Source organism: Streptomyces rubiginosohelvolus, from assembly GCF_014649875.1.
GTDB classification, from domain to species: domain Bacteria; phylum Actinomycetota; class Actinomycetes; order Streptomycetales; family Streptomycetaceae; genus Streptomyces; species Streptomyces rubiginosohelvolus.
In genome coordinates this window covers 94,766-120,129 of sequence record NZ_BMTW01000022.1, presented here as the reverse complement: position 1 = coordinate 120,129, position 25,364 = coordinate 94,766, and the positions used below count along the sequence as shown (strand labels likewise).

The following is a 25,364-nucleotide window of genomic DNA, read 5'->3' as shown; positions in this document are numbered from 1 at the left end:
TGTGGGAGAGTAGGACGCCGCCGAACAATCTTTGTGGGAAAGCCCCGCACCTTCTGGTGCGGGGCTTTTCTGCGTTCTACATCGGGGTGACCAGGCGGGTGTCGTAGGCCAGGATGACTGCCTGGACGCGGTCCCTTGCTCCGGTCTTCGCGAGGATGCGGGTCACGTGCGTCTTCACGGTGGACTCGGCGAGGTGGAGGCGGGCGGCGATCTCGGTGTTGGACCAGCCCTGCCCTATCACCGTGAGGATCTCGCGTTCCCGTTCCGTCAGGGCGATGATGCGCGGGTCCGAGACGGCCCGGGCGCCGGGGACGACGGGGAGATGGTGGACGTACGCGTCGAGGAGCCGGCGGGTCAGCGTCGGGGCGACCACCGCGTCGCCGGCGGCCACGGCGCGGATGCCGGCGAGGAGTTCCTCGGGCAGGGCGTCCTTCACCAGGAAGCCGCTGGCGCCGGCGCGCAGGCCGTCGTACGCGTACTCGTCGAGGTCGAACGTCGTGACGATCAGGATGCGGGTGCGGGCGCCCGACGCGATGATGCGGCGGGTCGCCTCGATGCCGTCGAGGCCCGGCATGCGGATGTCCATCAGCACGACGTCCGGGTGGTGGCGGGCGACCAGGTGGACGGCCTCGGTGCCGTTGCCCGCCTCGCCGACCACCGTCATGTCGTCCTGGCTCTCCAGCAGCATGCGGAACCCGAAGCGCTGCATCGGCTGGTCGTCGGCGATCAGTACGGTCGTCACTGGTGCGTGTCCTCCAGGGGAAGGCGGAGCTGTACCTGCCATCCGGTGTGTTCCGGTATCGGGCCCGCTTCGAGAGTGCCGTCGTACAGGGCAGCGCGTTCCCTCATGCCCATGATGCCCTGGGCCGCCAGGGGTGCTTCCTCTGTTTCCGCGGTTCTGCCGGCTCCGGTGCCCGTATCGGTGATGCGGGCGTCCAGGTGCGTTGGTGAGTAGGTGAGGGTGACCGTCGCGGACGTGGGGCCGGTGGCGTGCTTGAGGGTGTTGGTCAGGGCCTCCTGGATCACCCGGTACACGGTGAGTTGGCGGCCCGGGGTGAGGGAGCGCGCGGTGCCTTCGCCGTTCAGCTCCAGGTCGACGGGCAGGCCCGCCCTGCGTACGCGTTCGATGAGGGGGGTCAGTTCGTCGAGCGTCGGCTGAGGGGCGCGTTCGGCGTCGGGGTGGTCGTCGCGCAGGACGCCCAGGAGACGGCGGAGTTCGGACAGGGCCTGCCTGCTGGTCGTGCCGATGGCTTCCAGGGCCTGGCCCGCGCGTTCCGGGTTCTTCCGGGCCGCGTACGCCCCGCCGTCCGCGAGGCCCGTGATGACGGACAGGTTGTGGCCGATGATGTCGTGCATCTCCCGTGCGATACGGGTGCGTTCGGCGGCGGCCGCGAGCCGGGCCTGCTGGTCGCGTTCGTGTTCCAGTCGGTGGGCGCGCTCGACCAGGGCCTCGGTGTACTCGCGCCGTGTACGTACCGCGATCCCCAGCAGCACGACGAAGACCAGGCCCCAGACGTACGAGACCACTTCCTGACCCCAGCCGGAGGGGATGCGGAAGCCGCCGGACAGGACCGGGACGACGAAGAGCAGAGCCGCTGCCCCGACCGTACGGAACGAGGAGCGCAGCACGATCTGGAAGACCGGGATCAGCTGGAGGAGGGAGGCCTGAACCACGGCCCCCGTCCAGACGTTGACGAGGGATATCGGTGTCATGAGCAGGACTACGGCCAGGGGGTGCGTGCGCCGCCACAGCAGCGGCAGCGAGAACCCGAGGCTCATCAGGAGCACCACGAACTCGGGGGCCGTCACGTCCTCGTGGGCGGTGTGCCGCCAGCCGCCGGAGGTGTAGTCGAGTACCGCTGCCACGGTCCAGAACCCGGTCACCGCCGCGTCCCAGACCCGTGGCCGGCGCCGGTCGAAGGCGCGGAGCCGGTCCAGGGCGTCGCGGATGATCCGGGTGAGGGGAGGAACCGTGCCCTCGGTGTCCCGGTCCCGGTCGAGGTCCCTCGGTGGGGTGCTCACCTGGTCGCTCCTCATGGGTCAGACGTCGCGGCGCTTGAGTGCCAGTGCTGCCGCGGCCAGTGTCGTACCCGCCCACAGGGACAGGGCAAACAGGGCGGGGCCGGGGGAGACGGTGCCCGGGATGGGGGTGGCGGAGCCGAGGGCGCCGGCGGCCTGGGTGGGAAAGTACATGATGGCGCGCTCGACGGCGTCGTACGGGAGCATGCCGAGGATCTCCGGCAGGATCATCACCCCGCCGATGAACGCCCCGATCGCGCCCGGCACCGAGCGCAGCAGTGCGCCGAGGCCGAGGGCGAGCAGGCCCATCAAGGTGAGTGCTGCGGCGTTGCCCAGCAGGGCGCGCAGGATGCCCGGGTCGGTGAACGAGGCGGCCTGGTCGGTGTCGTGGAGAAGGGCCTGGGCCGCGGCGAACGTGACCACCGACGTCGCGAGCATGACCGTGAAGACGGTGGCGGCGAAGACCACGGCCTTGGCCCACAGGACGGGGAGCCGGGTGGGTACGGCGGTGAGCGAGGAGCGGATCATGCCGGTCGCGTACTCGCCGGCGGTCATGAGGATGCCCAGGACGACCAGGAAGATCTGGGCGAGCATGCTGCCGTACAACGACAGGACGACCGTGTCGACGTCGGAGTCCCCGCCGCCGGAGGTGTAGGTCGCGCCCATGATCAGGCCGACGCCGAGCACCATGACGACCGCCGAGATGACGGTGACCCAGGTGGAGCGCAGGGAACGGAGCTTGTGCCACTCCGCGCGCAGGATGCGGGGCGGGGTGATGCGGTACGGCGGCGATGCGGCGGGGTGGGTGGTGGTCATGCTGCTGCTCCGATGTCTGCTCCGGTGGCTGGTGCTGTCGGCTCGTGCTGTCGGTGCGGGCGGTGGTTGACCGATTCCTGCGTGAGGTCCATGAACGCCTGCTCCAGCGACACGGTCTGCGGCGTGAGTTCGTGCAGCGTGATCGCGTGCGTGGCGGCCACGCGTCCGATGTGCGCCGCGTCCACTCCTCGGATCCGGAGTTCGTGGGCTTCGGGAGCGGAGGTGGGGGTGGGGGTGGGGGTGACTGTGAAGGTCACGTCCGGGGCCGTGAGGTGGGCTTTCAGTGCTTCCGGTTGCGGGGTGACGACTCTGACGGATGCTCCGCCTGCCGACCGGATCAGCTCGGCCACCGTGGTGTCGGCGAGGAGTCTGCCGCGGCCGATGACGATCAGGTGGTCGGCGGTGAGGGCCATCTCGCTCATCAGGTGGGAGGAGACGAGGACCGTACGGCCTTCGGCGGCGAGGGAGGTCAGGAGGGTACGGATCCACAGGACGCCTTCGGGGTCCAGGCCGTTGACCGGTTCGTCCAGGATGACGGTCGCGGGGTCGCCGAGGAAAGCGGCGGCGACGCCGAGCCGTTGGCCCATGCCGAGGGAGTAGCCCTTCACCCGGCGGTGGGCGGCGTCCGTCAGCCCGGCGAGGTCGATGACCTCCTCGACGCGGCGGCGGGGGATGCCGTGGGTGTGGGCGAGGGCCATCAGGTGGTTGAAGGCGGACCGGCCGGGGTGGACGGACCGGGCCTCCAGCAGGGCGCCGACCTGGGTGAGGGGCGCGGGGTGGGTGGCGTAGGAGCGCCCGTTGACGGTCGAGCGGCCCTGCGTCGGGGTGTCGAGGCCGAGGAGCATGCGCATCGTCGTGGACTTGCCCGCGCCGTTGGGGCCGAGGAAGCCGGTGACCGTGCCGGGGCGGACGGTGAAGTCGAGGTCCTGGACGACGGTTCTGTCGCCGTACCGCTTGGTGAGTCCGTGTGCCGTGATCATGCGGTCGACGCTACGGAGCCGGCGGCGGCCGGTCGTCCGCCCGGGGGCGGGACGTGGAGGCGGGCGTAGTACCGGGGTACGACGGGGTGTGAGGGGTGGCAGCGCGTTTGTCCGTTGCGGGGTGGCGGGTTGGCGGGTGGAGAGTGCCGGTGTGGTGAGTACTCGGTTGAACGTGGGGCGGGTGGGGGCGAGGATCGCGGTATGGACTATGTGATGCGCGTGGTGCGGGCCGACGAATGGCCGCAGGTCAGGCAGTTGCGGCTGGACGCTCTGCGGGATCCGGCGGCCCCTGTGGCGTTCCTGGAGTCGTACGAGGACGCTGAGGCGAAGCCGGATGTGTTCTGGCAGCAGCGTGCCGCCGATGCCGCCGAGGACGGACCCGGCCGGGTCCGTCAGTTCGTCGCGGAGTCGCCCGACGGGGAGTGGGTGGGGTCGGTCACCGTACTCGTCGAGAGCCCGGACGACGAGGTGCGCTTCGGGGAGGCATCGCCGGTGGACCAGGCGCACCTGGTCGGTGTGTTCGTCCGGCCCGAGGTGCGGGGGACCGGGGTGACCGAGGCGTTGTTCCGCGAGGCCGTCGCGTGGGCGTGGTCGCTGTCCGCGCCCCGGATGGAGCGGGTGCGCCTCTACGTGCACGAGAAGAATCCGAGGGCCGCCGCGTTCTACCGGAAGTTCGGCTTCGTGCCCTCCGGCCAGCGGATTCCGGCGCCGGGCGACCGGGGTGAGCAGGAGCTGGAGTACGTCCTCGGGCGGGAGGGGTAGGGAGGCCCTGGTCGACTGCTCGGCTGGTCGGCTGGTCGGCTGGTTGGCTTGTTTGTCTGTTCTCGGCCTGCCCGCTCGTCCTGCTAGCCGATGCCTGGGGCCGGTGTGTGCAGGGTTTCCCGCCAGCGGGCTCGGCCCTGTTCCTGGGAGCGGAGCAGCACCAGGGCGGGCATGCCCCGGGACTCGCCGGTCGCCAGCAGCTCCGGGAGCTGGGGGAACGGCGCCACGGCCGCGACGTCGTCCAGGACGAGCGTCATTGGTGGGTCGAGCCGACCGTCGGTTGACCGTGCGGCCATGCGGCGGCCGTGCTCGACCACGTCTGCGGCGAGCGCGGTGAGGAGGGGCATCGCGCCCGGGCGTGAGCGGGGATCCTCGATGGGTTCGCCCACCAGGTAGAGCGTTCCCCCCTCGCGGGCAAAAGATTCCAGCGCGGCCGCATCCGATCGGTTGGGCGTGCAGGCCTCGCGGATGTGCACCGAGGAGAGCGCCGAGAAGGCCCGTACGGTCAACTCCTGGGCCATCTCGCGCCGTTCCGGATAGGCCGTGAGCGCGGACTCCAGGAGCCCGGCGAGTCCGGAAGCGGCCTTGGGGTGCGTACGGAGAAGGCGTACCGGTTCGTGGGCGGCGGACCCCGAGGCCCAGCGGGCCACCTGGCGGAACGGGCGGCCGTCCACCGCCGCGGCGTGCAGCCAGCACTGGAGGAGCGTCTGCGCCGTGTCGGCCACCGCCGCGTCGATCCTGGCCTGCGGGCGGACCGGTGCGAGCAGGGCGGCGGACCGTGCGGCGGCGGTGTCGGGGTGCTCGCAGCCTGCGGTGGGCGACCAGTGGAGGCGGGCGGGGGTGTCGCAGAGGTGGCCCGGGTCGTAGACGAGGACCGGGCCGAGCTTGGCCCGGGCGTCCTTCGTCTCGGCCCAGACCGTGGGGTCCGATGTGACGACCAGGGCGGGGCCTTCGGCGTCGTGGATCGCCTGGACGACGGTGGGGCGCCGGGCGGGGGCGGGGGCGTAGACGAGGAGGGGGGTGCGGGGGGAGGGGAGCAGCGCGGTGCCCGTTTCGGGGGGAGGGGGCGTCTCCTCGGCGGGGGGTGGGGTGATGGGGTGTGTTGGGGGTGCTGCCTGTGCCTGTGCCTGTGCCTGTTCCTGTGGCTGTGCTTGTTCTTGGGGCTGTGCTTGTTCTTGGGGTGGTGTCGGTGCCGGCTTGTCCGTGGGGAGCTGTGGCTCGTATGCCGTGAAGGCCCGTTCCTCGCGGCGTCGTTCCCGTACGGCACGACCACGGGACACCACCCCGAGCGTGAACACCGTGAGGACCAGCAGCACCATCAGTTCGCCGATGAACAGGCCCCAGAACAGGCCGTATCCGGAGAGCTGGGCGGCGGGGGTCTCCGGCCAGGCCGCGGGGAGGTCCTGGGGCGCGGTGGCCAGTTCGCGCAGGGCGAGCGGGGAGCCGGTGAACGTCACGCCGTCCGGCCAGGCCCCGTGGGCGAACAGTCCGGCCAGGCCGGTGGCCGTCCAGGCGACCAGGGTGGCCGCGAGGAGGAGGGCCAGGAGGCCGATCAGCAGGCCGTCCGGGACGCCGCCGCTGCCCTGGGGCCGGTCGTCGTAACTGTCCTGATGGGCGCGGCCGTTGCCCCGGCCCCGTGGTGCCTGGCGTGCCATGTCAGGCCACCGTTGACTCTGACGACTCGTTCGTCCGTTGCTGGTGCTCGATCCGGGCCGCCCGTTGCTCCGCCTCCAGTTCGGCGGCGCGGATGTCCTCGGGGAGCAGGTCGTCCGGGTCCATGGCCGAGCCCTCGGTCATGGCGCGGTCGGTGAAGACCAGGGGGCGTTCGGCCTCGGTGATCAGGTGTTTGACGACCTGGACGTTGCCGTTGACGTCCCAGACGGCGATGCCGGGGGTGAGGGTCGGGATGATCTCGACGGCCCAGCGGGGCAGGCCGATGACCCGGCCGGTCGCTCTGGCCTCGTCCGTCTTCTGCGCGTAGATCGTGCGGGTGGAGGCCATCTTGAGGATGGCCGCCGCTTCCTTCGCCGCCGCTCCGTCCACCACGTCGCTGAGGTGGTGGACGACGGCGACGAACGAGAGGCCGAGGCGGCGTCCGAACTTCAGCAGGCGCTGGAAGAGCTGGGCGACGAAGGGCGAGTTGATGATGTGCCACGCCTCCTCGACCAGGAAGATGCGCTTCTTGCGGTCGGGCCGGATCCAGGTGTGTTCCAACCAGACGCCGACGATCGCCATCAGGATCGGCATCGCGATCGAGTTGCGGTCGATGTGCGAGAGGTCGAAGACGATGAGGGGCGCGTCGAGGTCGATGCCGACAGTGGTCGGGCCGTCGAACATGCCGCGCAGGTCACCGTCGACCAGGCGGTCCAGGACGAGGGCGACGTCCAGGCCCCAGGCCCGTACATCGTCTATGTCGACGTTCATCGCCTCGGCGGACTCGGGCTCGGGGTGGCGCAGCTGCTCGACGATGTCCATCAGGACCGGCTGGCGGTCTGTGATGGTCGTGGTGACGTAGGCGTGGGCGACCTTGAGCGCGAAGCCGGAACGCTCGTCGAGGCCGTGGCCCATCGCGACTTCGATGATCGTACGGAGCAGGGCGAGCTGACCGGTGGTGGTGATGGACGGGTCGAGGGGGTTGAGCCGGATGCCGCCGTTGAGGGCTGCGGTCGGGTCCAGGCGGATGGGGGTTATGCCCAGCTCCTGGGCGATGAGGTTCCACTCGCCGACGCCGTCCTCGCCCTGGGCGTCGAGGACGACGACCTGGCGGTCGCGGAAGCGGAGCTGGCGCAGGACGTAGGTCTTCTCCAGGGCCGACTTGCCGTTGCCGGACTCGCCGAGGACCAGCCAGTGGGGGGCGGGGAGCTGTTGCCCGTACAGCTGGAAGGGGTCGTAGATGTAGCCCTTGCCGCTGTAGACCTCGCGGCCGATGATCACGCCGGAGTCGCCGAGGCCGGGGGCGGCGGTGGGGAGGTAGACGGCCTGGGCCTGGCCCGTGGACGTACGGACGGGGAGGCGGGTCGTCTCCACCTTGCCGAAGAGGAAGGAGGTGAAGGCATCCGACAATGCGGACAGGGGGTCTCGCATGGCGTGGCTGCCCTCTCTTCCTGCGGGTTGGGTGGGTTGGGTTCGGTGTTCTGTGCGGGTGCTCGGGTCAGCGGCGGATGCCGGTGGCGAACGGGAGGGTGTTCACGAAGGCCCGGTGGTGTTCGCGGTCGCACCATTCCAGCTTGAGGTACGACTTGCCGGCCGAGGCGCGGATCGTGCGCTTGTCGCGGGCGAGCGCCTCGGGTGAGCGGGACGACACCGTGATGTACCCCACCAGGTTCACTCCGGCCGCACCGCTGGCGAGATCTTCACCCCGCTGGTCGAGCCGGCCGTGGGCGGCGATGTCGCGGGGGTCGACGGTGCGGTTCATCTTGGCCTGGCGGCTGGCCTCGGCGTCGTCGTTGGTCTTCTCGGTCAGCATGCGTTCGATGGCGACCTCGGTGGGTTCGAGGTCCATGCAGACGGCGACGGTGCGGATGACGTCGGGGGTGTGGACGAGGAGCGGGGCGAGGAAGTTGACGCCCACGGGGGTCATCGGCCACTCCTTCACCCAGGCGGTGGCGTGGCACCAGGGGGCGCGGGTGGTGGACTCGCGGGTCTTGGCCTGGAGGAACGTGGGCTCGACCGCGTCCAGTTCGGCGGGCCAGGCGTTGCGCTTGGTCATGGCCTGGATGTGGTCGATGGGGTGGTCGGGGTCGTACATGGAGTGCACGAGGGAGGCGACGCGGCTCTGGCCGAGCGGCTGGCGGACCCGGATGTCGGCCTCGGCGAGGCGGGCGCAGATGTCGGTGAGCTCGCGGGCCATGACGACGGCGAGGCCGGCGTCGCGGTCGAGCTTGCGGCCGCCGTGGGGGCGGGCGGCGCGGGCCATGGCGTTGGCCTCGGCGGCCAGTTCACGGCTGTAGTGCATGCAGGCGACGAGGTAGGCGCGGTGCTGCTCGCTGGAGGTGGAGACCATGGACTGCAGCTGGTCGTAGGAGTCCTGGAGCCAGGCCGGGGACGCCTTGTCGCCGCGCTGGGCGACGTCCTTGGCGTGGGCGTCGGGGTCGGCGGGGAGGGTGCGGGCGAGCATCTGGAGGCGGGTGACGAAGCCGTCGCCGTTGGCCACGTGCTTGAGGAGGGTGCCGAAGCGGTCGACGAGGGCTTCCTGGTCCTCGCTGTCGCGGAGGCCGACGCCGGGGCCCTCGATCTCGATGGCGGCGGTGACGGTGCGCCGGTCGGCGTGGAGGAGTACGGCGATCTCGTCGGGGCCGAAGGGGGCGGCGAGCCAGCTGATCCGGCCGATGCCGGGGGGCGGGCCGATCTCGACCTCGCGGCCGTCGGCGCTGACGCCGGCTTCCATGGCGCCCGAGCGGTAGGCGGTGCCGCGGCGCAGGGAGCGCTTGAAGGTGCGGTTGATCTCGAACCACTTGTAGAAGGTGCGGCCCTTGTACGGGACGTACACGACGGCGAGGGCCAGCATCGGGAAGCCGACGAGGCAGACGATGCGGAGGGAGAGGACGGGGACGAGGAGTCCGCTCATCATGCCGAGGAACGCGCCGACGATGATCAGGGCGATCTCGCCGGTCTCGCGGTTCTTGCCGACGATCGCGTTCGGCCGGGCGCGGCCGATGAGATACGTGCGGCGGGGCGTCATCGTGTGGGACTGGGTCGTCAACGCCCTCCACCTCCTGTGCTCGAGTTACCTGTGCTGCCGAAGCCGCCGCCTCGGGGGGAGCGGCTGCTGTGGGGGGTTGCGGAGGTGGGCGCGGAGCCGCTGCGGGGCGAGGGTGCGGCGGAGGGGACAGATCCGCCGCCGACCCCGCCGCCGCCTCCGCTTCCGCCGGAGGTGCGGGAGCTGTGGGCGGCGACGCCGCCGCTGGCCGGGTTGGCGGGGCGGGCGCCGCCTCCGCCGCTGTTCTGGTCGTTGCGGCCGCTGTGGGTCTTGATGCCCTGGGAGACGAGGGCGGCCGGGGAGCTGATGAGGGCGGCGGCCTGGGAGCCGTCGGTGGCCTGCTTGCGGTTGGTGCGGGCGCCCTGGATCTCGTCGCCGAAGCCGGGGACGAAGCGGTAGATCATGGCGGAGGCGAAGATGGCCAGGAGGATGATGGAGAGGCCGGAGACGACGGCGGAGAAGGCGTCGGGGCCGTCGCCCGAGGAGAGTGCGCCGGCGAGGCCGAGGACGATGACGATGACCGGCTTGACCATGATCACCGCGATCATGATGCCGGCCCAGCGGCGGACGTGACCCCACATGTTCTTGTCGACGAGGCCGGCGTAGACGACGATCCCGAGGAGCGCGCCGACGTAGAGCAGGGCGGCGCGGATGACGAGCTCCAGCCACAGGATGCCGGCGGCGAGGATCGAGACGAGCGAGACGACGATCAGCATGATCGGGCCGCCGCCGATGTCCTCGCCCTTCTTGAGAGCTTCGGCGAACGAGCCGAAGAAGACGTCGGTCTGGCCGCCGGTGGCGGAGGCGATGATCTCGGTGACGCCGTCGGTGGCGGAGACGATCGTGTAGAGGATCAGCGGGGTGAAGGCCGAGGCGAGGACGGTGAGCCAGAGGAAGCCGACGGCCTCGGAGATCGCGGTGGTGAGGGGGACGCCGCGGATGGCGCGCTTGGCGACGGCGAGGAGCCAGAGGACGAGGGTGAGGATGGTGGAGGCCGCGAAGATGACGGCGTACTGCTGGAGGAACTTGGGGTTGGTGAAGTCGACGTTGGCCGTGGAGTCGACGGCCTCGCTGAGCTTGCCGACGATCCAGGAGGCGGCGTCGGCGCAGCCTTGGGCGAGGGAGGAGAGGGGGTCGAGGGCGTCTGTGGGGGGACGTCCTGGGTACGCGGAGAGTCATCCCCTTGGCAGTAGTCGCGAGCCGGCCCGGCGATCAATTCGCAGGGGTCGCTGCTGCCACTGGGCGTCGGAGTGGGAGTCGGGTCGGCTGCCGCCCGCGTGGCGAACACAAGTACCGAGGCTTGCGCGGCTGCCACGCTGAAGCCGAGCGACCAGCGGCGACGGCTATCGGGCATAGGTGAACCCCCCGAACTGATTGACCGCGTCCGCGATCTCATCCGATCCGGACACGGGGTTGTCGCCGGTAACAGGAGAAGGACCACTCCGCTGGCTGGTCTCGAGGATCTTCCAGTCGGAACCGTTCCACTTCAGCTGCATGGTCACGGTGAACCACCCACTGGTGACCGGCTTCGTCGACTTCTCGCCGGTCAGGCCGAACAGGCCGGAGCACCAGACTTCGATCTCCGCCGTGCTCGATGAGTAGGACTTCACCTTCGTCCCGGCCGGGAGTGTGCGGTTGACAAAGGTGGAGCCGGTCGGGGCGCTGCCGTCGGTGTCGAGGCCGATCTGCTCCAGGAAGCCCTGCGAGTAGTCGGCATCGAATCCGGACTGGAGTTTCGTTGCTGTAGTGCTGTCCGCGATGGACTGCACGATGTCGCGACGCGTTTCGGAATTGAACATCGCCGCCGACCCCAACGCCACCGCATAGTTCGCCGCCGCACTCTGCGCCCCCTGCTCGTCGCGAGCGAAGCCGGAGGGGATTGTGCCGTTCTTGCCCTCGACGGGCTTGGTGCCGGTGGCCGCCGTGGGACCGCTTCCCGCGGCTCCGGAGCTCTTGGCGCCCGGGGACGCGTCGTCGTCGCTGCCACCGCCCCGGTTGGCGAAGGCGATGGCGGCGACGAGGAGGACGACGATGCCGGTGATCGTCACGAGGGAGCGGGAGTTGCGGACGGGGCGGCGCGCGGTGGGGTTGCCCGGGTCGCCGTCGGGGAGACGGGTACGGGTCTGACGGGTGCCGCCGAGCGTGCTGTACGGGTCGTCCGCGCGGCCCCCCTGGTCCTTGCCGCGGTAGTCGTGCTCGTCACCGGGACTCATGCCGCGTTCGCTCCCTCGGTCGTGTGCGGATCCGCGCAGGACGACGGTAGCTCTGCTGGTTGCCGCTTGAGCGCGGTGTGGTGACTCGACATCAGGGAAACGCAACCTCAGCCGGTGGGCGCGACGGGCGGATGGTGGGGAGCGGGCTGGGACGGCCCGGTGGGAGTCGGCCGGTGGTGGGTCAGACGGCCATTCCGTACACGATGGTGAACAGGGTCCCCAGGGAGCCGATGATGAAGACCCCTGTCAGCCCTGCCACGATCAGACCCTTGCCCTGCTCCGCGCTGAACGTGTCGCGCAGTGCCGTCGCTCCGATGCGCTGCTTCGCAGCACCCCAGATCGCGATGCCGAGGCAGAGCAGGATGGCGATGGCCATCACCACCTCGATCATGATGCGCGCCTCGTTGCCCAGCGTCCCGAACGGCCCCCAGTCCGGAGCGATTCCGCCGATGATGGTGGTGATGTCGCCCTTCTCTGCTGCCAGGATCATGTAAGTCACCGCCCCTGTTGGGTAGTTCGCTGCCCGTGCCGTCCGGCATGGGTCGCCTTCTATCTTCGCTGATGAAACCGTGCTCGCACGACGCCTTCCCGGGTCTCTTTACCCGGATCTCGCACGTTTGACCGGGGCGGCCGCCCTGACCTGCGGATCGTCCGCTCCTCACGCACATGCCTGGTTACTCTGTGTATCACGCACTGTGACCAGGAGCAACGACGGTGGCCATGGGTTCTGATGCGGTCGCAGCGTTCGCGGGTCACGGCGTGTTCGTATGCGCCGTTCGAGAGCCCTTGGTGCGCCGGTAGTAGGAGACGGTGACGGCCCCCAGGAGCGGTCCCCAGAAGACGAGCGGCTGGTAGATGACACCGACCAGCAGACGGCCGGTGGGGGTCATGTCCGCGTGGGGGTACATCCACCACAGGGGCATGGCGGCCCAGATCGCCGTCAGCGCGAGGGCCCCGGCGGCGGCCGGTACGACGGCGGCCAAGGGGCGAACGGGGCGGCCGCCGATGACCGGTATCCAGCGGGGCACCGTTTCTCCCCACGGCCGTACCAGGCCGAGCGAGAGCAGCGCGAGCAGCTCGCAGGCGACGCTCAGCGTCAGCATCCACAGCTTGGAGCCCGGGGTGTCGAACGGTACGAAGCCGGCCTCGGTGTAACCGGACGGGAACCCGCACACCATCGCCAGCCGCCACAGTCCGGTCGGCAGCGCGAGCAGCGTGATCAGGTGCGCGGCGCGAACCGCCCACCGGGGCGGAGGGCTGGACGGTGCGGGGACGGGGGTGGAGCCGGTGCGGTGTTCCTTTCGAGTTCGCATGCGTTCCATCGTGGTTCGTGGGTTGTGGCGGGGCGTCAGCTTCTGTTCCTGAGTCGGCGGTTCTGCGGTACGAGGCCCGGGGCGCCGAGCTCCGCCGTGCGGCGGAGAGGGCCTCCGCCCGGTTTCCCGTGGAGGCGACCGCCGCCGTGCGCCGGTGTGTGCGCCCGTGTCCGCCTCCCCCTTCGTTCGGGTGAACCGGGTGGGCACCACGGGAACGGGGCCCCCGCTTCGCCCGGCCGGGAATCACGGGACCGGGTGCGGAGGGCGCTGGGCCCTCGCGTGCTGACGTACGGCATGTCGTGTGTCGCCGATTTGGCACAGTGCCGCTCCACGATCAAGAGATCGGAGAACGGGGTGAGCGGTGTGGGCGGAGTGACCGTGGTCGGGCAGCCGGACGGTGACCGGGAGCGGGTGGGGGCGTGGGCCGGACCGGCGGGTGCTGCCGGATCGGCGGGGGCGGCCGGGGGAGGGGATCTCCGGCACAGCCGAGGTCCGTGGTTGCGGGCCGCCGGTGGGGCCGATCAGCTGGTCACGCTCCTCGGCCCGGTGAAGGGTGAACTGGACGTGGCGCACCAGGGCGTGACCGCCGGGGCCGGGGCGCTGTCGGCGCTGGCGGAACTGGGTGCCGTGCGGGCGTCGTGGGAGCGCCGGTTCGAGGACGCCCGTAAGGAGTGCGGGAGCCTCGGCGGGAAGATGCGGGCGGTCGTCCGGGGTCAGACGCAGGCCAACGAAGCGGTGAAGAGCGGCTTCGACGGGGTGAAGACGCCGAGCGTCGGTGGTGCGCGGTGAGCGGGCGGAGCGGTGGGGCGAGTTCCGGCCTGACCTGGTCGGTGTTACGTGAGGTGAAGTGCGCCGAACTGGAGCAGGCGGCGGACGGCTGGGGGCGCGTCAGCAACCGGGCGGACGCGGCCCGGGACCGTATCGAAGGACAGCTCCTGCCGGGGCTGCGCGATACGCAGAGGGGGGAGGCACCGGACGCGGCCGTGCGGGGGTTGCGGCGGCTGGGGATGAACTTCCAGTACATCTACACCGAGTGCGGGCTGCTGCGGACCACGCTGAACAGCCTGGCCCATGAGATCAAGACCCAGCAGCGGGTGTTGCAGGGGGCGCTGGACGATGCGGCTGCGTTGAGGTTCACGGTGCACGCGGACGGTTCGGTGACGTATCCGGCGGCGGGCGAGGGGCTCGTCGACGGGAAGCCGTTGGCCGGCGGGACGGCGTCCGGGGTGCCGAACCCGGGCATGGTCCCGCCGTCGGGTCTCGTCGCGCCCAACCCGAACGCGGGCAAGGCCCAGGACATCGCGGACCGGGTGGCGCAGGCGGTGCGGGCGGCGGCCGATGCGGACTGGCGGTACACCAGGATTCTGCGATCGCTGAAGGCACACGAGGGGCTGGGCGTTCCGGTGGCGACGTGGACGGACGCGGCGGCCGATGCGGCGGCGGTGCGGGATGCGGCGCGCGGATACCTGAGGGACGCGATCCCGCACGATGCGAGTCCGGCGGAGCGGAAGGCGTGGTGGGCCGGCCTGACGGACGAACAGCGCGAGGAGTACCTCGCGGTGTACCCGGACCGGATCGGCAACCTGGACGGGATTCCGGCCCTGGTCCGGGACGCGGCGAACCGGGACAACCTGCAGCTGCTGATGGGGAAGCTGGAGGGGCGGGACGACGACGATTCGGCGACCAAGCTTGCGGCGCTGCGGGAGATCGACCGGCAGCTGCGGGCGGGGCCGAAGGCGGGGGAGCCGCCGATGTATCTGCTCGGGATCGGGGATCAGGGGAACGGTCGGGCGATCGTTTCGTACGGGAATCCGGATACGGCGCGGAATGTGGCGGCTTATGTGCCGGGGTTGAATACGGCGTTGGACAAGGAGTTTGCTGAGGGGGATCTGAAGCGGGCGCGAGATCTGTCAATCGCGTCCAATCGTCATGGAGCACCGGCCGCTGCCATTACCTGGCTCGGTTATGACGCGCCCCAGTCACCTGACGGGCTCCGGAGCTTAGCTGTCGCTGCGGATGGCAGGGCAGAGGAGGGCGGTAGAGCATTTCATGAGTTCATGGGAGGGATTAAGGCGGCTAACGACCATGAGGATCCTCATATGACGGCCATCGGACACTCCTACGGGTCCCGGACGGTGGGCGGTGCTGCGCAACACCCTGGGGGAATTCCCGGTGTCGATGAAATCGTGTTCGTCGGAAGCCCGGGAGTGGGTGTCGACAGTGCCGATGACTTGGGAGTAGGGCGGGACCATGTCTTTGTCGGGGCTGCTGCAAACGACGTGGTGACCAAGCTTCCATCCAAGGCTGAATCAGTGCTCGGGGTGGCTGGGGTGGGGTTCGGGGGCCCGGCGGCCGCCTACGCCTTCGGTGACCTGGTCGACAGGCGGAACGATGATGTCTGGTTCGGCAGAGACCCTGCCAGTGAAGCGTTCGGGGCGAGGCGGTTCGAGGTGGGGGATGGTCCGCCCCTGATCGGGAGAGGGAAGCCGACGATTGACGCGCATTCCGAGTATTTTGACCCGGAGTTGGATAAGGCGTCGGTTGACAATATGGCGCTGATCGCCGCAGGTCGTTCGCACAAAATCAAGACGGAAGATGCGCGGTGAATTTCCGAGGCGCATCGCGAATTCTGATGGTGCTCGTCGGGGCGTTGCTGGTCGGCTGTATTGGAACGCGAGAGGGAAATATGGACATGCAGGGGGCTGCGGAACGTGCGGACGAGATTCTGGACGGCGTTCTCGCTGAGATCGAACCGAGTGTGGATTGGGTGCATGGCCCTACGACCACGGGCAGTTGCACTGTTACTCGACGGAGGACAGTCATGACTGTTGTCTCCGCTCAGCGGAGGGGGAGCCTTCTTGGCGTGGTGGACCGTTTCTGGAGAAAGAGCGACTACCGTATGACAGTCATCAATAATGATGTAGACGTCCCCGCGATCTACGCGAGGACCCAGGATGGGTTTCAAGTTTCCCTGATCGTCGCCGACAAAGGCCAAGTGCACTTCGACGTAGACAGCCCTTGCGTCCGCCACTCCGAGGTCGCCGATTCCACCAGCCAGGCCACCGCGTTCCTCGCCCCCGACGCAGAGCTCATCCCCCGCCCCAACATCCACTCCGACTTCTGGTCGGCAACCAGGTCGTGATCGGGCCACGGTGGCTCAACTCGACCTGCACGCAAGGGCTTTGAGCCCTGCATTGGGTCCTGGGGCCCATGTCGCGCCCCCCGCCCGTGTGGTCGCATACGCGGAGTGACTGACCTGTCGCCCGTTCCGCCCACTCACGAGGTAGGGGACTGCTCTTGTCCGGCATACGAAGAAGCGCGGTCCCTCTTGGCGTCGATGTAAGCGCTGCCATAGCTGGCTCGGGCGGGCGGTTGATGCCCCGGCCGTTGCAGGCGGCCCTGATCCTGGTTCACGTCCTCTTCGTGGCCACCCTGGTGGGCGCCGTCCGGGCCCTGTCGACGGCCTCCTCCGTGGACGCGGTCGACGGGTACCTCCTCGGACTGCTGCTCTACGCGTCGTTACCCGGGGCCGCCGTCTTCGTGCTGTCGCTGTACGTCCGGCATGGCGGGGTTCGCGTCTGGTACGCGCTCCTCGCCGTGCTGGCCTGGACCGTCCTCGGTGCCCTCGCCGAGCTGAGTGGCGGGGCCGAAGGGCAGGGCCTCGCGCGGTTGGCCGTGCCCGTGGCCGTCATCGTGCTGCTGTGCCGGCCGGAGAGCCGTCGGTGGTTCCGCAGCGGACTGGAGCAACGGGCCGAGCAACGGCTCTTCAGCTTCGCCCGGATGATGAGGCTCCGCCGCGACGGCGGGCAGACCGCGCTGGAGTACCTCGGCCTCGTCCTGGTCGTCGTCGCTCTCGTCGGCGGGCTCATGGCCACGGGGACCGGGCAGCAGCTCACCGCGGAGATCCGCAGCGCGATCTGTGAACTGACCGGCAGTTCGTGCCCGGCGCCGGGGCGCGACGTCGTGGCCGACGGTGGAGGCACCGACGGGAACAGCGACGGGAGTGCCGACGGGAGTGGCAGCAGGCCCCATGACCCCCCGGGGGCCGGCGCCGCCGACGGCAGTGGTGGAGAGGACGAGTCCAGCCTCACCGGTGGTACCGGCAGCACCGGTACCAGGGGCGAGAACGGCACCACCGGCACCACCGGCCAGCCCGGCACCACCGGCGACACCACCACGACCGGAGCCCACACCCCCAACACCCCCCAAGCCACCACCCCCTCCCCCCAAAGCGACCTCACCGCACCGGTCGACGCGAGTAGACCCCCAGGCCCCCACGGCGGCGGGTTCATCGACGGCTTTCTCGGGGACGGGGTCGGGGGTGACGTCCGAGGGGTCGTCGGGGCCGTTCTGCGGCCGGGGGAGACCGGGCAGCGCATCGCCGATCAGTGGGGGCGCGACACCCGCGACGCGGAGCGGAAGTGGGCGCGGGGTGACTACATCGGCGCGGCCTGGGACTGGAACAAGGCCGTCGGCGGTGTCGGTGCCGGGCTGGCGATACCCGGGTCCGGAGCGCGGGTCGACGCCGAGGTGCGGGAGGCCGAGCGTGCGCACCTCGGTGAGCGGATCCCGCAGAACGCCACGCCCGCCCAGCGCAAGGCCTGGTGGGACGGGCTCTCGCCGGAGGAGCGGGAGCGGTACATCGAGCTCGTCCCGGAGCGGATCGGCAGCCTCGACGGCATCCCCGTCCTCGCCCGGGACGCCGCCAACCGCCGCAACCTCCCGGCGCTCATCGACAAGTTGGAGGGCGTCGACACCGACAAGGCCCGCGACCAGCTGGCCGGGCTGCGCGAGATCGAGCGGCAGTTGAACGAGAACGGGAAGCCGCCCATGTATCTCATCGGGGTCGGGGATGAGGGGAACGGGCGGGCGATCGTGTCGTTCGGGAATCCGGACGTGTCGCAGCATGTGTCCGCCTACGTGCCGGGGCTCAACACCTCCCTCGACGAGGAGTTCGCCAAGAACGACCTCGGGCGGGCCCGCGACACCGCGATCGGGGCGCAGGGGTACGACGAGTCCACGGCGTCCATCGTCTGGCTCGGGTACGACGCCCCGCAGCTGCCGGACAAGGACGGGGCGGCGGGCTACTTCGCCGTCATGGGCACCGGGCGGGCCGAGAAGGGCGGGGCGGCCTACCGCGACTTCATGGGCGGGATCTCCGTCACCAACCAGAACAAGGACCCGCATCTGACCGCCATCGGGCACTCCTACGGGTCCCGGACCGTGGGCGCGGCCGCCGCCCGGCCCGGGGGGATTCCCGGGGTCGACGACATCATCCTCGTCGGCAGTCCGGGGGTCGGCGTCGACCATGCCGTGGACCTCGGCGTCGGCAGCGAGCACGTCTTCGTGGGGGCCGCCGCCAACGACCCGGTGACCAAGCTGCCCTCGAAGACCCAGGTCGTGGTGGGCGGGCTCGGGCTGGCCCTGGGCGGGCCCGGCGGGGCGTACGTCGCCGGCGATCTCGCCGATCCGGGTGATGACGACCTCTGGTTCGGGAAGGATCCCGCGAGCAAGGCGTTCGGGGCCCGGCGCTTCCCGGTGGCCGACGGGCCGCCCCTCGTCAGCGGGAGCGGCATCAGTCTGGACTCGCACTCGAACTACTTCAGCCCGGAACGTGACGCGGTGTCCGCGGACAGCATCGCCCTGATCGTGTCGGGCAACGCCGACCGGCTCAAGATGGAGGAACCGAAGTGAGGCGAGCGAAGCGGGCCCTGCCCCCCGTCGCGGTGGTCCTGGTCCTGGCCCTCGGGGTTCCGCTGGCCGGGTGCGGGAGCGAGCAGGGGGACGGCGCGAGCGCTGGGAAGGAGAGCGGGGCGACGATGGATATGCAGGAGGCTGCCGAGCAGTCCGACGCCATGCTCGATGCCGTCCTCAAGGGCATTGACCCCGACGTGCAGTGGGCCCATGGGCCCACCACCACCCGGGCCTGCGGAGTCACCCGTCGGCGTACCGTCATGACCATCGTCTCCCCCGAGCGCCGGCAGACGTTCCTCGACCGCGCCGAGACCTTCTGGCGGAAGAACGACTACCGGATCAAGGCCGTCAACAAGGACGAGAAGTTCCCTGCGGTCTACGCGGTCACCAGGAGCGGATTCGGTGTCAGCGTCTCCTTCCGGGGGAAGGGGCAGGCCTTCCTGGAAGCCGACAGCCCCTGTGTGGAGGAGTCGAAGGTCGCCGCCCCCACCACCGAGCCCAACGGTCCCGCCTACGAGGACGTCTATCCGCTGCCCCGGCCCAATGTCCGGTCCGACTTCTGGTCCGGCAGCGGAGGGTGAGAGATCGTCAGCTCTGGTGCTCGTGAGCCGTCGGCGCCCCCGTGTGCTTCGGGTGCGCCGGTGGTGTGCCGCGGATGACTCGTACACACCGTCGAAAACACCTCTGAAGCGCGCCTCGATGGGGGATGGTTGAGGGGTGCGGAAATTCTGGGTGTTCGGTGGCATCGGCGTCGGCATGGTCATGTGCTTCCTGGCGCTGCTCGTCGTCGGTACGTACTCCGCCGCCGCCGGGCTCGCCGGGTCGGGGGGCGGTGGTGCCGTCGCGCTGGCCAAGGGGGCGGTGCCCGCGCGCTTCCAGCCGCTGGTGCAGAAGTGGGGCAACCTCTGTCCCGCCATCAACCCGGCCCTGCTGGCCGCGCAGTTGTACCAGGAGAGCGGCTGGAACCCGAGGGCGCAGAGCCCTGCCGCCGCGCAGGGCATCGCCCAGTTCATCCCCGGCACCTGGGCCACGCACGGGATCGACGGCAACGGCGACGGCAAGCGGGACGTGTGGGACCCCGCCGACGCGATCCCCTCGGCCGCTTCGTACGACTGCGAGATCGCCGGGTACGTGAAGAAGGTGCCGGGCGACCCGACGAACAACATGCTCGCCGCGTACAACGCCGGCGCGTACGCGGTGATCAAGTACGGCGGCGTGCCTCCTTATAAAGAGACACAGAACTACGTCAAGATCATTCGTTCCCTGGAGAAGAGCTTCGCCCGGCCCGTCGGCCGGGTCGCGCCCTCCCGGCAGGCCGCCGGGGCCATCTACTTCGCCCAGAAGAAGCTCGGCACGCCCTATCTGTGGGGCGGCAACGGTACGCCCGAGCAGCAGGGGCGGTTCGACTGTTCCGGGCTGACCCAGGCCGCGTACCGGACGGTCGGGATCGAGCTGCCGCGCGTTGCCAACGACCAGTACAACGCCGGACCGCATCCCTCGCGGGACGAGCTGCTTCCGGGGGATCTGGTGTTCTTCTCCGACGACCTCACCAATTCGCGGGCCATCCGGCACGTCGGGTTGTACGTCGGGGGCGGCTATATGATCAATGCGCCGTTCACCGGGGCGGTCATTCGGTTCGACAAGATCGATACGCCGGACTACTTCGGTGCGACCCGGGTCACCAAGGACGGTGCCGCCGCCCTTCCGACCGATCTGCCCACGGGGTGACGTACGTCTCGACGGGCTCCGGGAGTGGTGAAGGGTGCTGACGGGCAGTCGGCCCTGGCGGGAACTCTCTGTGAAGCCTGGGCCCTGAGCTGCGACGACGAGTCACTCTTCGATAACGTCATAGTGATCATTCGGTGGAGAACGGAACGCAGGCGACGCCGGGGCCGTTCCCTGGACAGGGAACGGAACGCCATACGCACTGACCATGCGTCGCAGTGAAGCTGTGCGGTGCAGTGCGGCAACGGATCGCACCGGATACGGGGGTTCGACCAGGGCGGCGCGCAAGGACGCGCGTCGCGGCAGAGAAGCAGACAAGGCAAGGGGCCGCAGCAGATGGCTGGACTCGAACTCGACGGGTCGAACCCGGACGTCAGTCTGCTCTACGACATCAACGGCCTCGCGAAGGCCGCTCCCACCTGGTTCGACCGGGTCATGGAGTACGTCGGCGAGTACGGGATCATGGTCGGCCTCGTTCTGGTGGGCCTGTGGTGCTGGTGGAGCATGCGGGGGCGCGGGACGGCCGAGGACGCCGTGACGGCTGCCGCCGCCATCGTCTGGGCGCCGCTCGCCGCCGCCATCGCGATCCTCATCAACGTCCCCATCCGCGGCTTCGTCGAACGGCCACGCCCCTTCAACGACCACGAGGGCCTCGAAGTCCTGATCCACGGCAAGACGGACTTCTCGTTCGTCAGCGACCACTCCACCCTGGCCATGGGCATCGCCGTCGGCATCTTCGTGGCGAACCGGAAGTTCGGCCTCTACGCGATCGGCCTCGCGCTCTTCGCCGGTTTCAGCCGGATCTACATGGGCGTTCACTACCCGACCGACGTGATCGGCGGCTTCGCCCTCGGTACGGCCGTCACCCTGCTGCTGGCCCCGCTCGCCATGGCGCTGCTGACCCCGCTGATGGCGGCGGTCGCCCGCTCGCCGCGCGTCGGCTGGTTCGTCCGGTCGAAGAGCGCGGCCGTCGCGTACGCGGACGAGCGCGGCGAGGCGGTCGGCATCCCCGAGCCTCGGCCCGGTTCCCGGCGGGGCGACCCGGGGGAGAAGGACCTGGCCGCCTGACGGCCGGCCCGGCCGCTTGAGGGCCGCCACCCGGCCGCCTGAACGATCCCGGGTCCCTCCCTGGTCCCTGACTCCTGATTGCCACGAATGATGGCCACGAACCCCCAGGTGCTCCTTGCGCCTGGGGGTTCGTGCTGTACGGGGTCGGGGCCGGTGACCCCGTAGCCGCGCGGTGGGTCAGGGTGCGGCGATGTGTTCGGCGGCGTCGGTGCGGGCCCGGTCCCGGGATCTGCGCGCCGGTCCCGACCAGCCGCAGCTGCAGCGGGCCAGACAGAACGAGCCCCGTTCGATCGTCGTGGCGCTGTGCCCGGCGGGCGGGCCCGGAGGGGGAGCCTCCGGCAGGGATGCGGACAGCGGTTCCGTCAGCGATTCCGTGAGGGCGCGGGTGGTCCGGGCGGGGGTGCGCGGCGCGGCGGTGGTGCGTGCCGCGGCGGGGGAATCCTCATGCACCCGTCCACGGTACTGGCCGCAGCGCCCCGTGGCGTGACGGGGGACGGCGGCACTCGTTATGCGGAGCGGGTCAGGGCTCGGCCGGGCGGCAGTCGTTGGGGGTTGGCAGGCGATGGTGGTGCAGCAGTACAGGGACGGAGGCGGGGCCCGCGCTGTCCGCGCCCTCGCCGCGGCCGGGGTGATCGCGGTCACCGCCGGGTGCCTCGGCGTGGACGGGGGTGGCGGCGCGGCCGACGGATCCGGGCAGCGTTCCGTGGCCGCCGACCGGCCGCTCGATCTGCTCGGGCAGGCGGCGGACGTCCTCGTCGAGGCGGGCGGTGCGGAGACCCGTACGTCGATGGAGACGGCGGCCGGCGGCACCCGGGTGACGATCCGGGGGCAGGGCGCCTACGACTTCCGCAAGCAGATGGGGCGGCTCCGGGTGGTGCTGCCCAAGGACCCGGCGGGCAAGGACGCCGCGGGGGCGGACGGCCACCGGCCGATCACCGAGCTGCTGGCCCCCGGGGCGCTCTACATGAAGAACCGCGGCGCCGGGGTGCCCGACGACAAGTGGGTCAGGATCGACACGACCGGGCTGAAGGACGGCAACCTCGTCACCGGCGGGGTCACCGACCCGATGGCGGCGGCCGAGCTGCTGCGCGGCGCGGCCGGTGTGACGTACGCGGGGAAGACCGAGCTGGCCGGGGTGACCGTGCACCACTACCGGGGCGTCGCCGACCTGGGCCGGGCGGCCCGGACCGCCTCGCCGCAGTCGCGCGGGGCGCTGAGCGCGGCGGCGAAAGGGTTCAGCAAGGACGCCGTGCCCTTCGACGCCTACCTTGACGAGGACGGCCGGCTGCGGAAGGTCCGGCACCGCTTCACCTTCTCCACCGACGCCCGGGGCCCGGAGGTGTCGGTGGTCTCGACGCTGCTGCTGTACGGGTTCGGGCTGCCGGTCACGGTGAAGCTGCCGGACGAGGACGCCATCTACACCGGCGAGATCCGGCAGGGCTGAGGGGCGCCGGGGGGTGCCGGGCGGGGTGGGGGAGGCGCGGGTACCGGGACGGGCCGGGGGATGGGGCCGGTTGGGAGGGGGCTCAAAATGGTCCGTCCGTGCCATGCGCGGCACCTGTCGCGCTCCCTAGGCTGGGATGTCGGTGTTGCCAGAGGCCGGTGACGGCCGGGAGGACGGCAGAGAGAGGTGACGCACGTGGTGACGCTCAGCGCTCCGAACGCTCAGGACTGTGTGGCCCTCGCCGAGATCGAGCTGTGCGGCGAGCTGATGATCGCCGCGTCGGCCGTGGACGAGGAGCGCCTCAGTCCCGACCGTATCGACGAGGTGCTCGACGTCCGGGGTGCCGAGTCCTGGGCGACGGTCCCCCGGCAGGCCGCCCGCCGGGGGTGACGCCCGCGCCGCCGCGCATCACGTGCGGAGCAGCCGGGCGATCGCCTTCGTGGCCTCCTCGACCTTCGCGTCGATCTCCTCGCCGCCCTTGACGGCCGCGTCGGCGACGCAGTGGCGCAGGTGCTCCTCCAGCAGCTGGAGGGCGAAGGACTGCAGGGCCTTCGTGGACGCCGACACCTGGGTGAGTATGTCGATGCAGTAGACGTCCTCGTCGACCATGCGCTGGAGGCCGCGGATCTGGCCCTCGATCCGGCGCAGCCGTTTGAGGTGCTCGTCCTTCTGGTGGTGGTAGCCGTGGATGCCGCGGTCGTGGTCCGTGACGATGTCCACAGGTGCGGTCGCCTCCGGGTCAGGAGCGGTCACGCCCGCCGCTTCGGCCCCCGTGATTCCGGCCCCGGCCCCGGTTCCCGTCGTGGTCATCTGCGTCCTCCCGTTGTCCTGATATACCCCTGCCGGGTATATCGTAACGAATCCTGTCGAAACGTGACCGGGGGTCCGTGTCGATCGCCCTGTCCGATGGGCGACACTGAAGAACGCCGGTTAGCCGTGGCCGGATGATGCGCCTAGCATCAGCCTGACCGAATCCAAAGCATCCCGAGGACCCCACGTGCGCTTTCGTCTGACCCCCAGGGAGACGAGCTTCTACGACATGTTCTCCGCCTCCGCGGACAACATTGTCACGGGCTCGAAACTCCTGATGGAACTGCTCGGGGCGGATTCTGCCTCCCGAGTCGAGATCGCGGAGCGTATGCGGGCAGCGGAGCACGCGGGGGACGACGCGACCCACGCGATCTTCCACCAGCTCAACTCCTCCTTCATCACGCCGTTCGACCGCGAGGACATCTACAACCTGGCGTCCTCGCTCGACGACATCATGGACTTCATGGAGGAGGCCGTCGACCTCGTCGTCCTCTACCAGGTCCAGGAGCTCCCCAAGGGCGTCGAGCAGCAGATCGAGGTGCTGGCCCGGGCGGCGGAACTGACCGCCGAGGCCATGCCGGGGCTGCGGACCATGGACAACCTCACCGAGTACTGGATCGAGGTCAACCGTCTGGAGAACCAGGCCGACCAGATCCACCGCAAGCTGCTGGCCCACCTCTTCAACGGCAAGTACGACGCCATGGAGGTGCTGAAGCTCAAGCAGATCGTGGATGTGCTGGAAGAGGCGGCTGACGCGTTCGAGCACGTCGCCAACACCGTGGAGACCATCGCGGTCAAGGAGTCCTGAACCTCGTGGACACCTTTGCGCTGATCGTGACCATCGGCGTCGCGCTCGGCTTCACGTATACGAACGGCTTCCACGACTCCGCGAACGCCATCGCCACCTCGGTCTCCACCCGGGCGCTGACCCCGCGTGCGGCTCTGGCGATGGCGGCGGTGATGAACCTGGCCGGCGCCTTCCTCGGCCAGGGGGTCGCCAAGACCGTCAGCGAAGGGCTCATCGCCACGCCCGTCGGGCAGAAGGGGATGGGGATCCTGTTCGCGGCGCTGGTCGGCGCGATCATCTGGAACCTGATCACCTGGTACTACGGCCTCCCCTCCTCGTCCTCGCACGCCCTGTTCGGCGGCATGGTCGGGGCGGCGCTGGCCGGCGGCACGGACGTCATCTGGACCGGCGTCCTGGAGAAGATCGTCATCCCGATGTTCCTCTCCCCGGTCATCGGTCTGGTCGTCGGCTATCTGGTGATGGTCGGCATCATGTGGATGTTCCGGAACGCCAACCCGCACAAGGCCAAGCGCGGCTTCCGGATCGCGCAGACGGTCTCGGCGGCGGGCATGGCGCTCGGCCACGGCCTCCAGGACGCGCAGAAGACGATGGGCATCGTGGTGATGGCCCTGGTCATCGCCGATGTCGAGGGCCCGAACGACGAGATCCCGGTCTGGGTCAAGGTCGCCTGTGCGGTGATGCTCTCGCTGGGTACGTACGCGGGCGGCTGGCGCATCATGCGGACCCTCGGGCGCAAGATCATCGAGCTGGACCCGCCGCAGGGCTTCGCGGCGGAGACCACCGGCGCCTCGATCATGTTCGGCTCGGCGTTCCTCTTCCACGCGCCGATCTCGACCACCCACGTCATCACCTCCGCGATCATGGGCGTCGGCGCCACCAAGCGCGTGAACGCCGTGCGCTGGGGCGTCGCGAAGAACATCATCCTGGGCTGGTTCATCACCATGCCCGCCGCGGCCCTGGTCGCCGCGCTGAGCTACGGGGCCGTCCTGCTGCTCTTCGGCTGAGCGGCTCCG

Annotated in this window: 24 protein-coding genes and 1 pseudogene; 12 read left to right on the top strand and 13 right to left on the bottom strand. The window is 70.1% G+C overall.

Annotated elements, in window-relative coordinates; all coding sequences use genetic code 11:
* Window positions 1–76: 76 nt before the first annotated feature.
* The 4 genes from IE134_RS32240 to IE134_RS32225 are packed head-to-tail and all read right to left on the bottom strand — an operon-like array spanning window position 77 to window position 3,815.
* On the bottom strand, window positions 77–742 hold the full coding sequence (locus IE134_RS32240; protein WP_098020647.1) for a response regulator: 666 nt from the start codon (window positions 740–742) through the stop codon (window positions 77–79).
* Entirely contained in the window at window positions 739–2,037 is a 1,299-nt protein-coding gene (locus tag IE134_RS32235) for a sensor histidine kinase (RefSeq protein ID WP_373301892.1), read from the bottom strand. The genes IE134_RS32240 and IE134_RS32235 overlap by 4 nt, the downstream gene beginning before the upstream one ends.
* A 3-nt stretch (window positions 2,038–2,040) precedes the next feature.
* Window positions 2,041–2,835, bottom strand: coding sequence for an ABC transporter permease (locus IE134_RS32230; RefSeq protein ID WP_126932574.1), 795 nt, complete (start codon window positions 2,833–2,835; stop codon window positions 2,041–2,043).
* Entirely contained in the window at window positions 2,832–3,815 is a 984-nt protein-coding gene (locus IE134_RS32225) for an ABC transporter ATP-binding protein (RefSeq protein WP_189432506.1), read from the bottom strand. The genes IE134_RS32230 and IE134_RS32225 overlap by 4 nt, the downstream gene beginning before the upstream one ends.
* A 201-nt stretch (window positions 3,816–4,016) precedes the next feature.
* Here IE134_RS32225 and IE134_RS32220 point away from each other — a divergent pair, with 201 nt between their 5' ends.
* Complete coding sequence (locus tag IE134_RS32220; protein ID WP_097887607.1) at window positions 4,017–4,577, top strand: GNAT family N-acetyltransferase; 561 nt, start codon at window positions 4,017–4,019, stop codon at window positions 4,575–4,577.
* An 83-nt stretch (window positions 4,578–4,660) separates the two neighbouring features.
* Here the strand turns inward: IE134_RS32220 and IE134_RS32215 are convergent, their stop codons facing one another.
* From IE134_RS32215 to IE134_RS32185, 7 genes and pseudogenes are all read right to left on the bottom strand, one after another.
* The gene (locus IE134_RS32215) at window positions 4,661–6,232 is read right to left on the bottom strand and encodes a type IV secretory system conjugative DNA transfer family protein (protein ID WP_189432514.1); all 1,572 of its coding nucleotides are present in this window, start codon (window positions 6,230–6,232) and stop codon (window positions 4,661–4,663) included.
* A gap of 1 nt (window position 6,233) precedes the next feature.
* Window positions 6,234–7,661 (bottom strand): ATP-binding protein, encoded by a 1,428-nt coding sequence (locus IE134_RS32210; RefSeq protein ID WP_189432504.1) that lies wholly within the window; start codon window positions 7,659–7,661, stop codon window positions 6,234–6,236.
* A 67-nt stretch (window positions 7,662–7,728) separates the two neighbouring features.
* On the bottom strand, window positions 7,729–9,279 hold the full coding sequence (locus tag IE134_RS32205; protein ID WP_010063659.1) for an SCO6880 family protein: 1,551 nt from the start codon (window positions 9,277–9,279) through the stop codon (window positions 7,729–7,731).
* Window positions 9,276–10,630 (bottom strand): annotated as a pseudogene (locus IE134_RS32200) (hypothetical protein). The gene IE134_RS32205 and the pseudogene IE134_RS32200 overlap by 4 nt, the downstream one beginning before the upstream one ends.
* On the bottom strand, window positions 10,620–11,489 hold the full coding sequence (locus IE134_RS32195; RefSeq protein ID WP_189432502.1) for a DUF8175 domain-containg protein: 870 nt from the start codon (window positions 11,487–11,489) through the stop codon (window positions 10,620–10,622). The pseudogene IE134_RS32200 and the gene IE134_RS32195 overlap by 11 nt, the downstream one beginning before the upstream one ends.
* A gap of 181 nt (window positions 11,490–11,670) precedes the next feature.
* The gene (locus tag IE134_RS32190; RefSeq protein ID WP_003968086.1) at window positions 11,671–11,979 is read right to left on the bottom strand and encodes a DUF8827 family protein; all 309 of its coding nucleotides are present in this window, start codon (window positions 11,977–11,979) and stop codon (window positions 11,671–11,673) included.
* Window positions 11,980–12,241: 262 nt separating this feature from the next.
* Window positions 12,242–12,802 (bottom strand): hypothetical protein, encoded by a 561-nt coding sequence (locus IE134_RS32185; protein ID WP_308431992.1) that lies wholly within the window; start codon window positions 12,800–12,802, stop codon window positions 12,242–12,244.
* A 354-nt stretch (window positions 12,803–13,156) separates the two neighbouring features.
* On the opposite strand from IE134_RS32185, the gene IE134_RS32180 reads away from it, so the two are divergent.
* The 7 genes from IE134_RS32180 (at window position 13,157) to IE134_RS32150 (ending at window position 21,289) form a co-directional block, all read left to right on the top strand.
* Window positions 13,157–13,591, top strand: coding sequence for a hypothetical protein (locus tag IE134_RS32180; RefSeq protein WP_030720273.1), 435 nt, complete (start codon window positions 13,157–13,159; stop codon window positions 13,589–13,591).
* Window positions 13,588–15,408: an alpha/beta hydrolase gene (locus IE134_RS32175; RefSeq protein ID WP_189432499.1), complete on the top strand. Its 1,821-nt coding sequence runs from the start codon at window positions 13,588–13,590 to the stop codon at window positions 15,406–15,408. The genes IE134_RS32180 and IE134_RS32175 overlap by 4 nt, the downstream gene beginning before the upstream one ends.
* 389 nt (window positions 15,409–15,797) lie before the next feature.
* Entirely contained in the window at window positions 15,798–15,944 is a 147-nt protein-coding gene (locus IE134_RS34560) for a hypothetical protein (protein WP_307781758.1), read from the top strand.
* Window positions 15,945–16,177: 233 nt separating this feature from the next.
* Window positions 16,178–18,496, top strand: a complete 2,319-nt coding sequence (locus IE134_RS32165; RefSeq protein ID WP_189432497.1) for an alpha/beta hydrolase — start codon at window positions 16,178–16,180, stop codon at window positions 18,494–18,496.
* Complete coding sequence (locus IE134_RS32160; RefSeq protein ID WP_098019777.1) at window positions 18,493–19,077, top strand: hypothetical protein; 585 nt, start codon at window positions 18,493–18,495, stop codon at window positions 19,075–19,077. The genes IE134_RS32165 and IE134_RS32160 overlap by 4 nt, the downstream gene beginning before the upstream one ends.
* A gap of 151 nt (window positions 19,078–19,228) precedes the next feature.
* Window positions 19,229–20,224: a C40 family peptidase gene (locus IE134_RS32155; protein WP_030815596.1), complete on the top strand. Its 996-nt coding sequence runs from the start codon at window positions 19,229–19,231 to the stop codon at window positions 20,222–20,224.
* 333 nt (window positions 20,225–20,557) lie between these two features.
* Window positions 20,558–21,289, top strand: a complete 732-nt coding sequence (locus IE134_RS32150) for a phosphatase PAP2 family protein (protein WP_010063645.1) — start codon at window positions 20,558–20,560, stop codon at window positions 21,287–21,289.
* A 177-nt stretch (window positions 21,290–21,466) separates the two neighbouring features.
* Here the strand turns inward: IE134_RS32150 and IE134_RS32145 are convergent, their stop codons facing one another.
* Entirely contained in the window at window positions 21,467–21,739 is a 273-nt protein-coding gene (locus IE134_RS32145) for a hypothetical protein (protein WP_189432512.1), read from the bottom strand.
* Window positions 21,740–21,851: 112 nt separating this feature from the next.
* Here IE134_RS32145 and IE134_RS32140 point away from each other — a divergent pair, with 112 nt between their 5' ends.
* Both IE134_RS32140 and IE134_RS32135 read left to right on the top strand, forming a co-directional pair.
* Window positions 21,852–22,733, top strand: a complete 882-nt coding sequence (locus IE134_RS32140; protein WP_098895569.1) for an SCO4651 family lipoprotein — start codon at window positions 21,852–21,854, stop codon at window positions 22,731–22,733.
* Window positions 22,734–22,919: 186 nt separating this feature from the next.
* Window positions 22,920–23,123 (top strand): hypothetical protein, encoded by a 204-nt coding sequence (locus IE134_RS32135; protein ID WP_030720296.1) that lies wholly within the window; start codon window positions 22,920–22,922, stop codon window positions 23,121–23,123.
* Window positions 23,124–23,141: 18 nt separating this feature from the next.
* On the opposite strand, the gene IE134_RS32130 is transcribed toward IE134_RS32135, so the two are convergent.
* Window positions 23,142–23,543, bottom strand: coding sequence for a metal-sensitive transcriptional regulator (locus IE134_RS32130; protein WP_030720299.1), 402 nt, complete (start codon window positions 23,541–23,543; stop codon window positions 23,142–23,144).
* A gap of 187 nt (window positions 23,544–23,730) precedes the next feature.
* Here IE134_RS32130 and IE134_RS32125 point away from each other — a divergent pair, with 187 nt between their 5' ends.
* Window positions 23,731–24,351 (top strand): DUF47 domain-containing protein, encoded by a 621-nt coding sequence (locus tag IE134_RS32125; protein WP_003968094.1) that lies wholly within the window; start codon window positions 23,731–23,733, stop codon window positions 24,349–24,351.
* A 5-nt stretch (window positions 24,352–24,356) separates the two neighbouring features.
* Entirely contained in the window at window positions 24,357–25,355 is a 999-nt protein-coding gene (locus tag IE134_RS32120; RefSeq protein ID WP_010063638.1) for an inorganic phosphate transporter, read from the top strand.
* The last annotated feature ends 9 nt before the right edge of the window (window positions 25,356–25,364 follow it).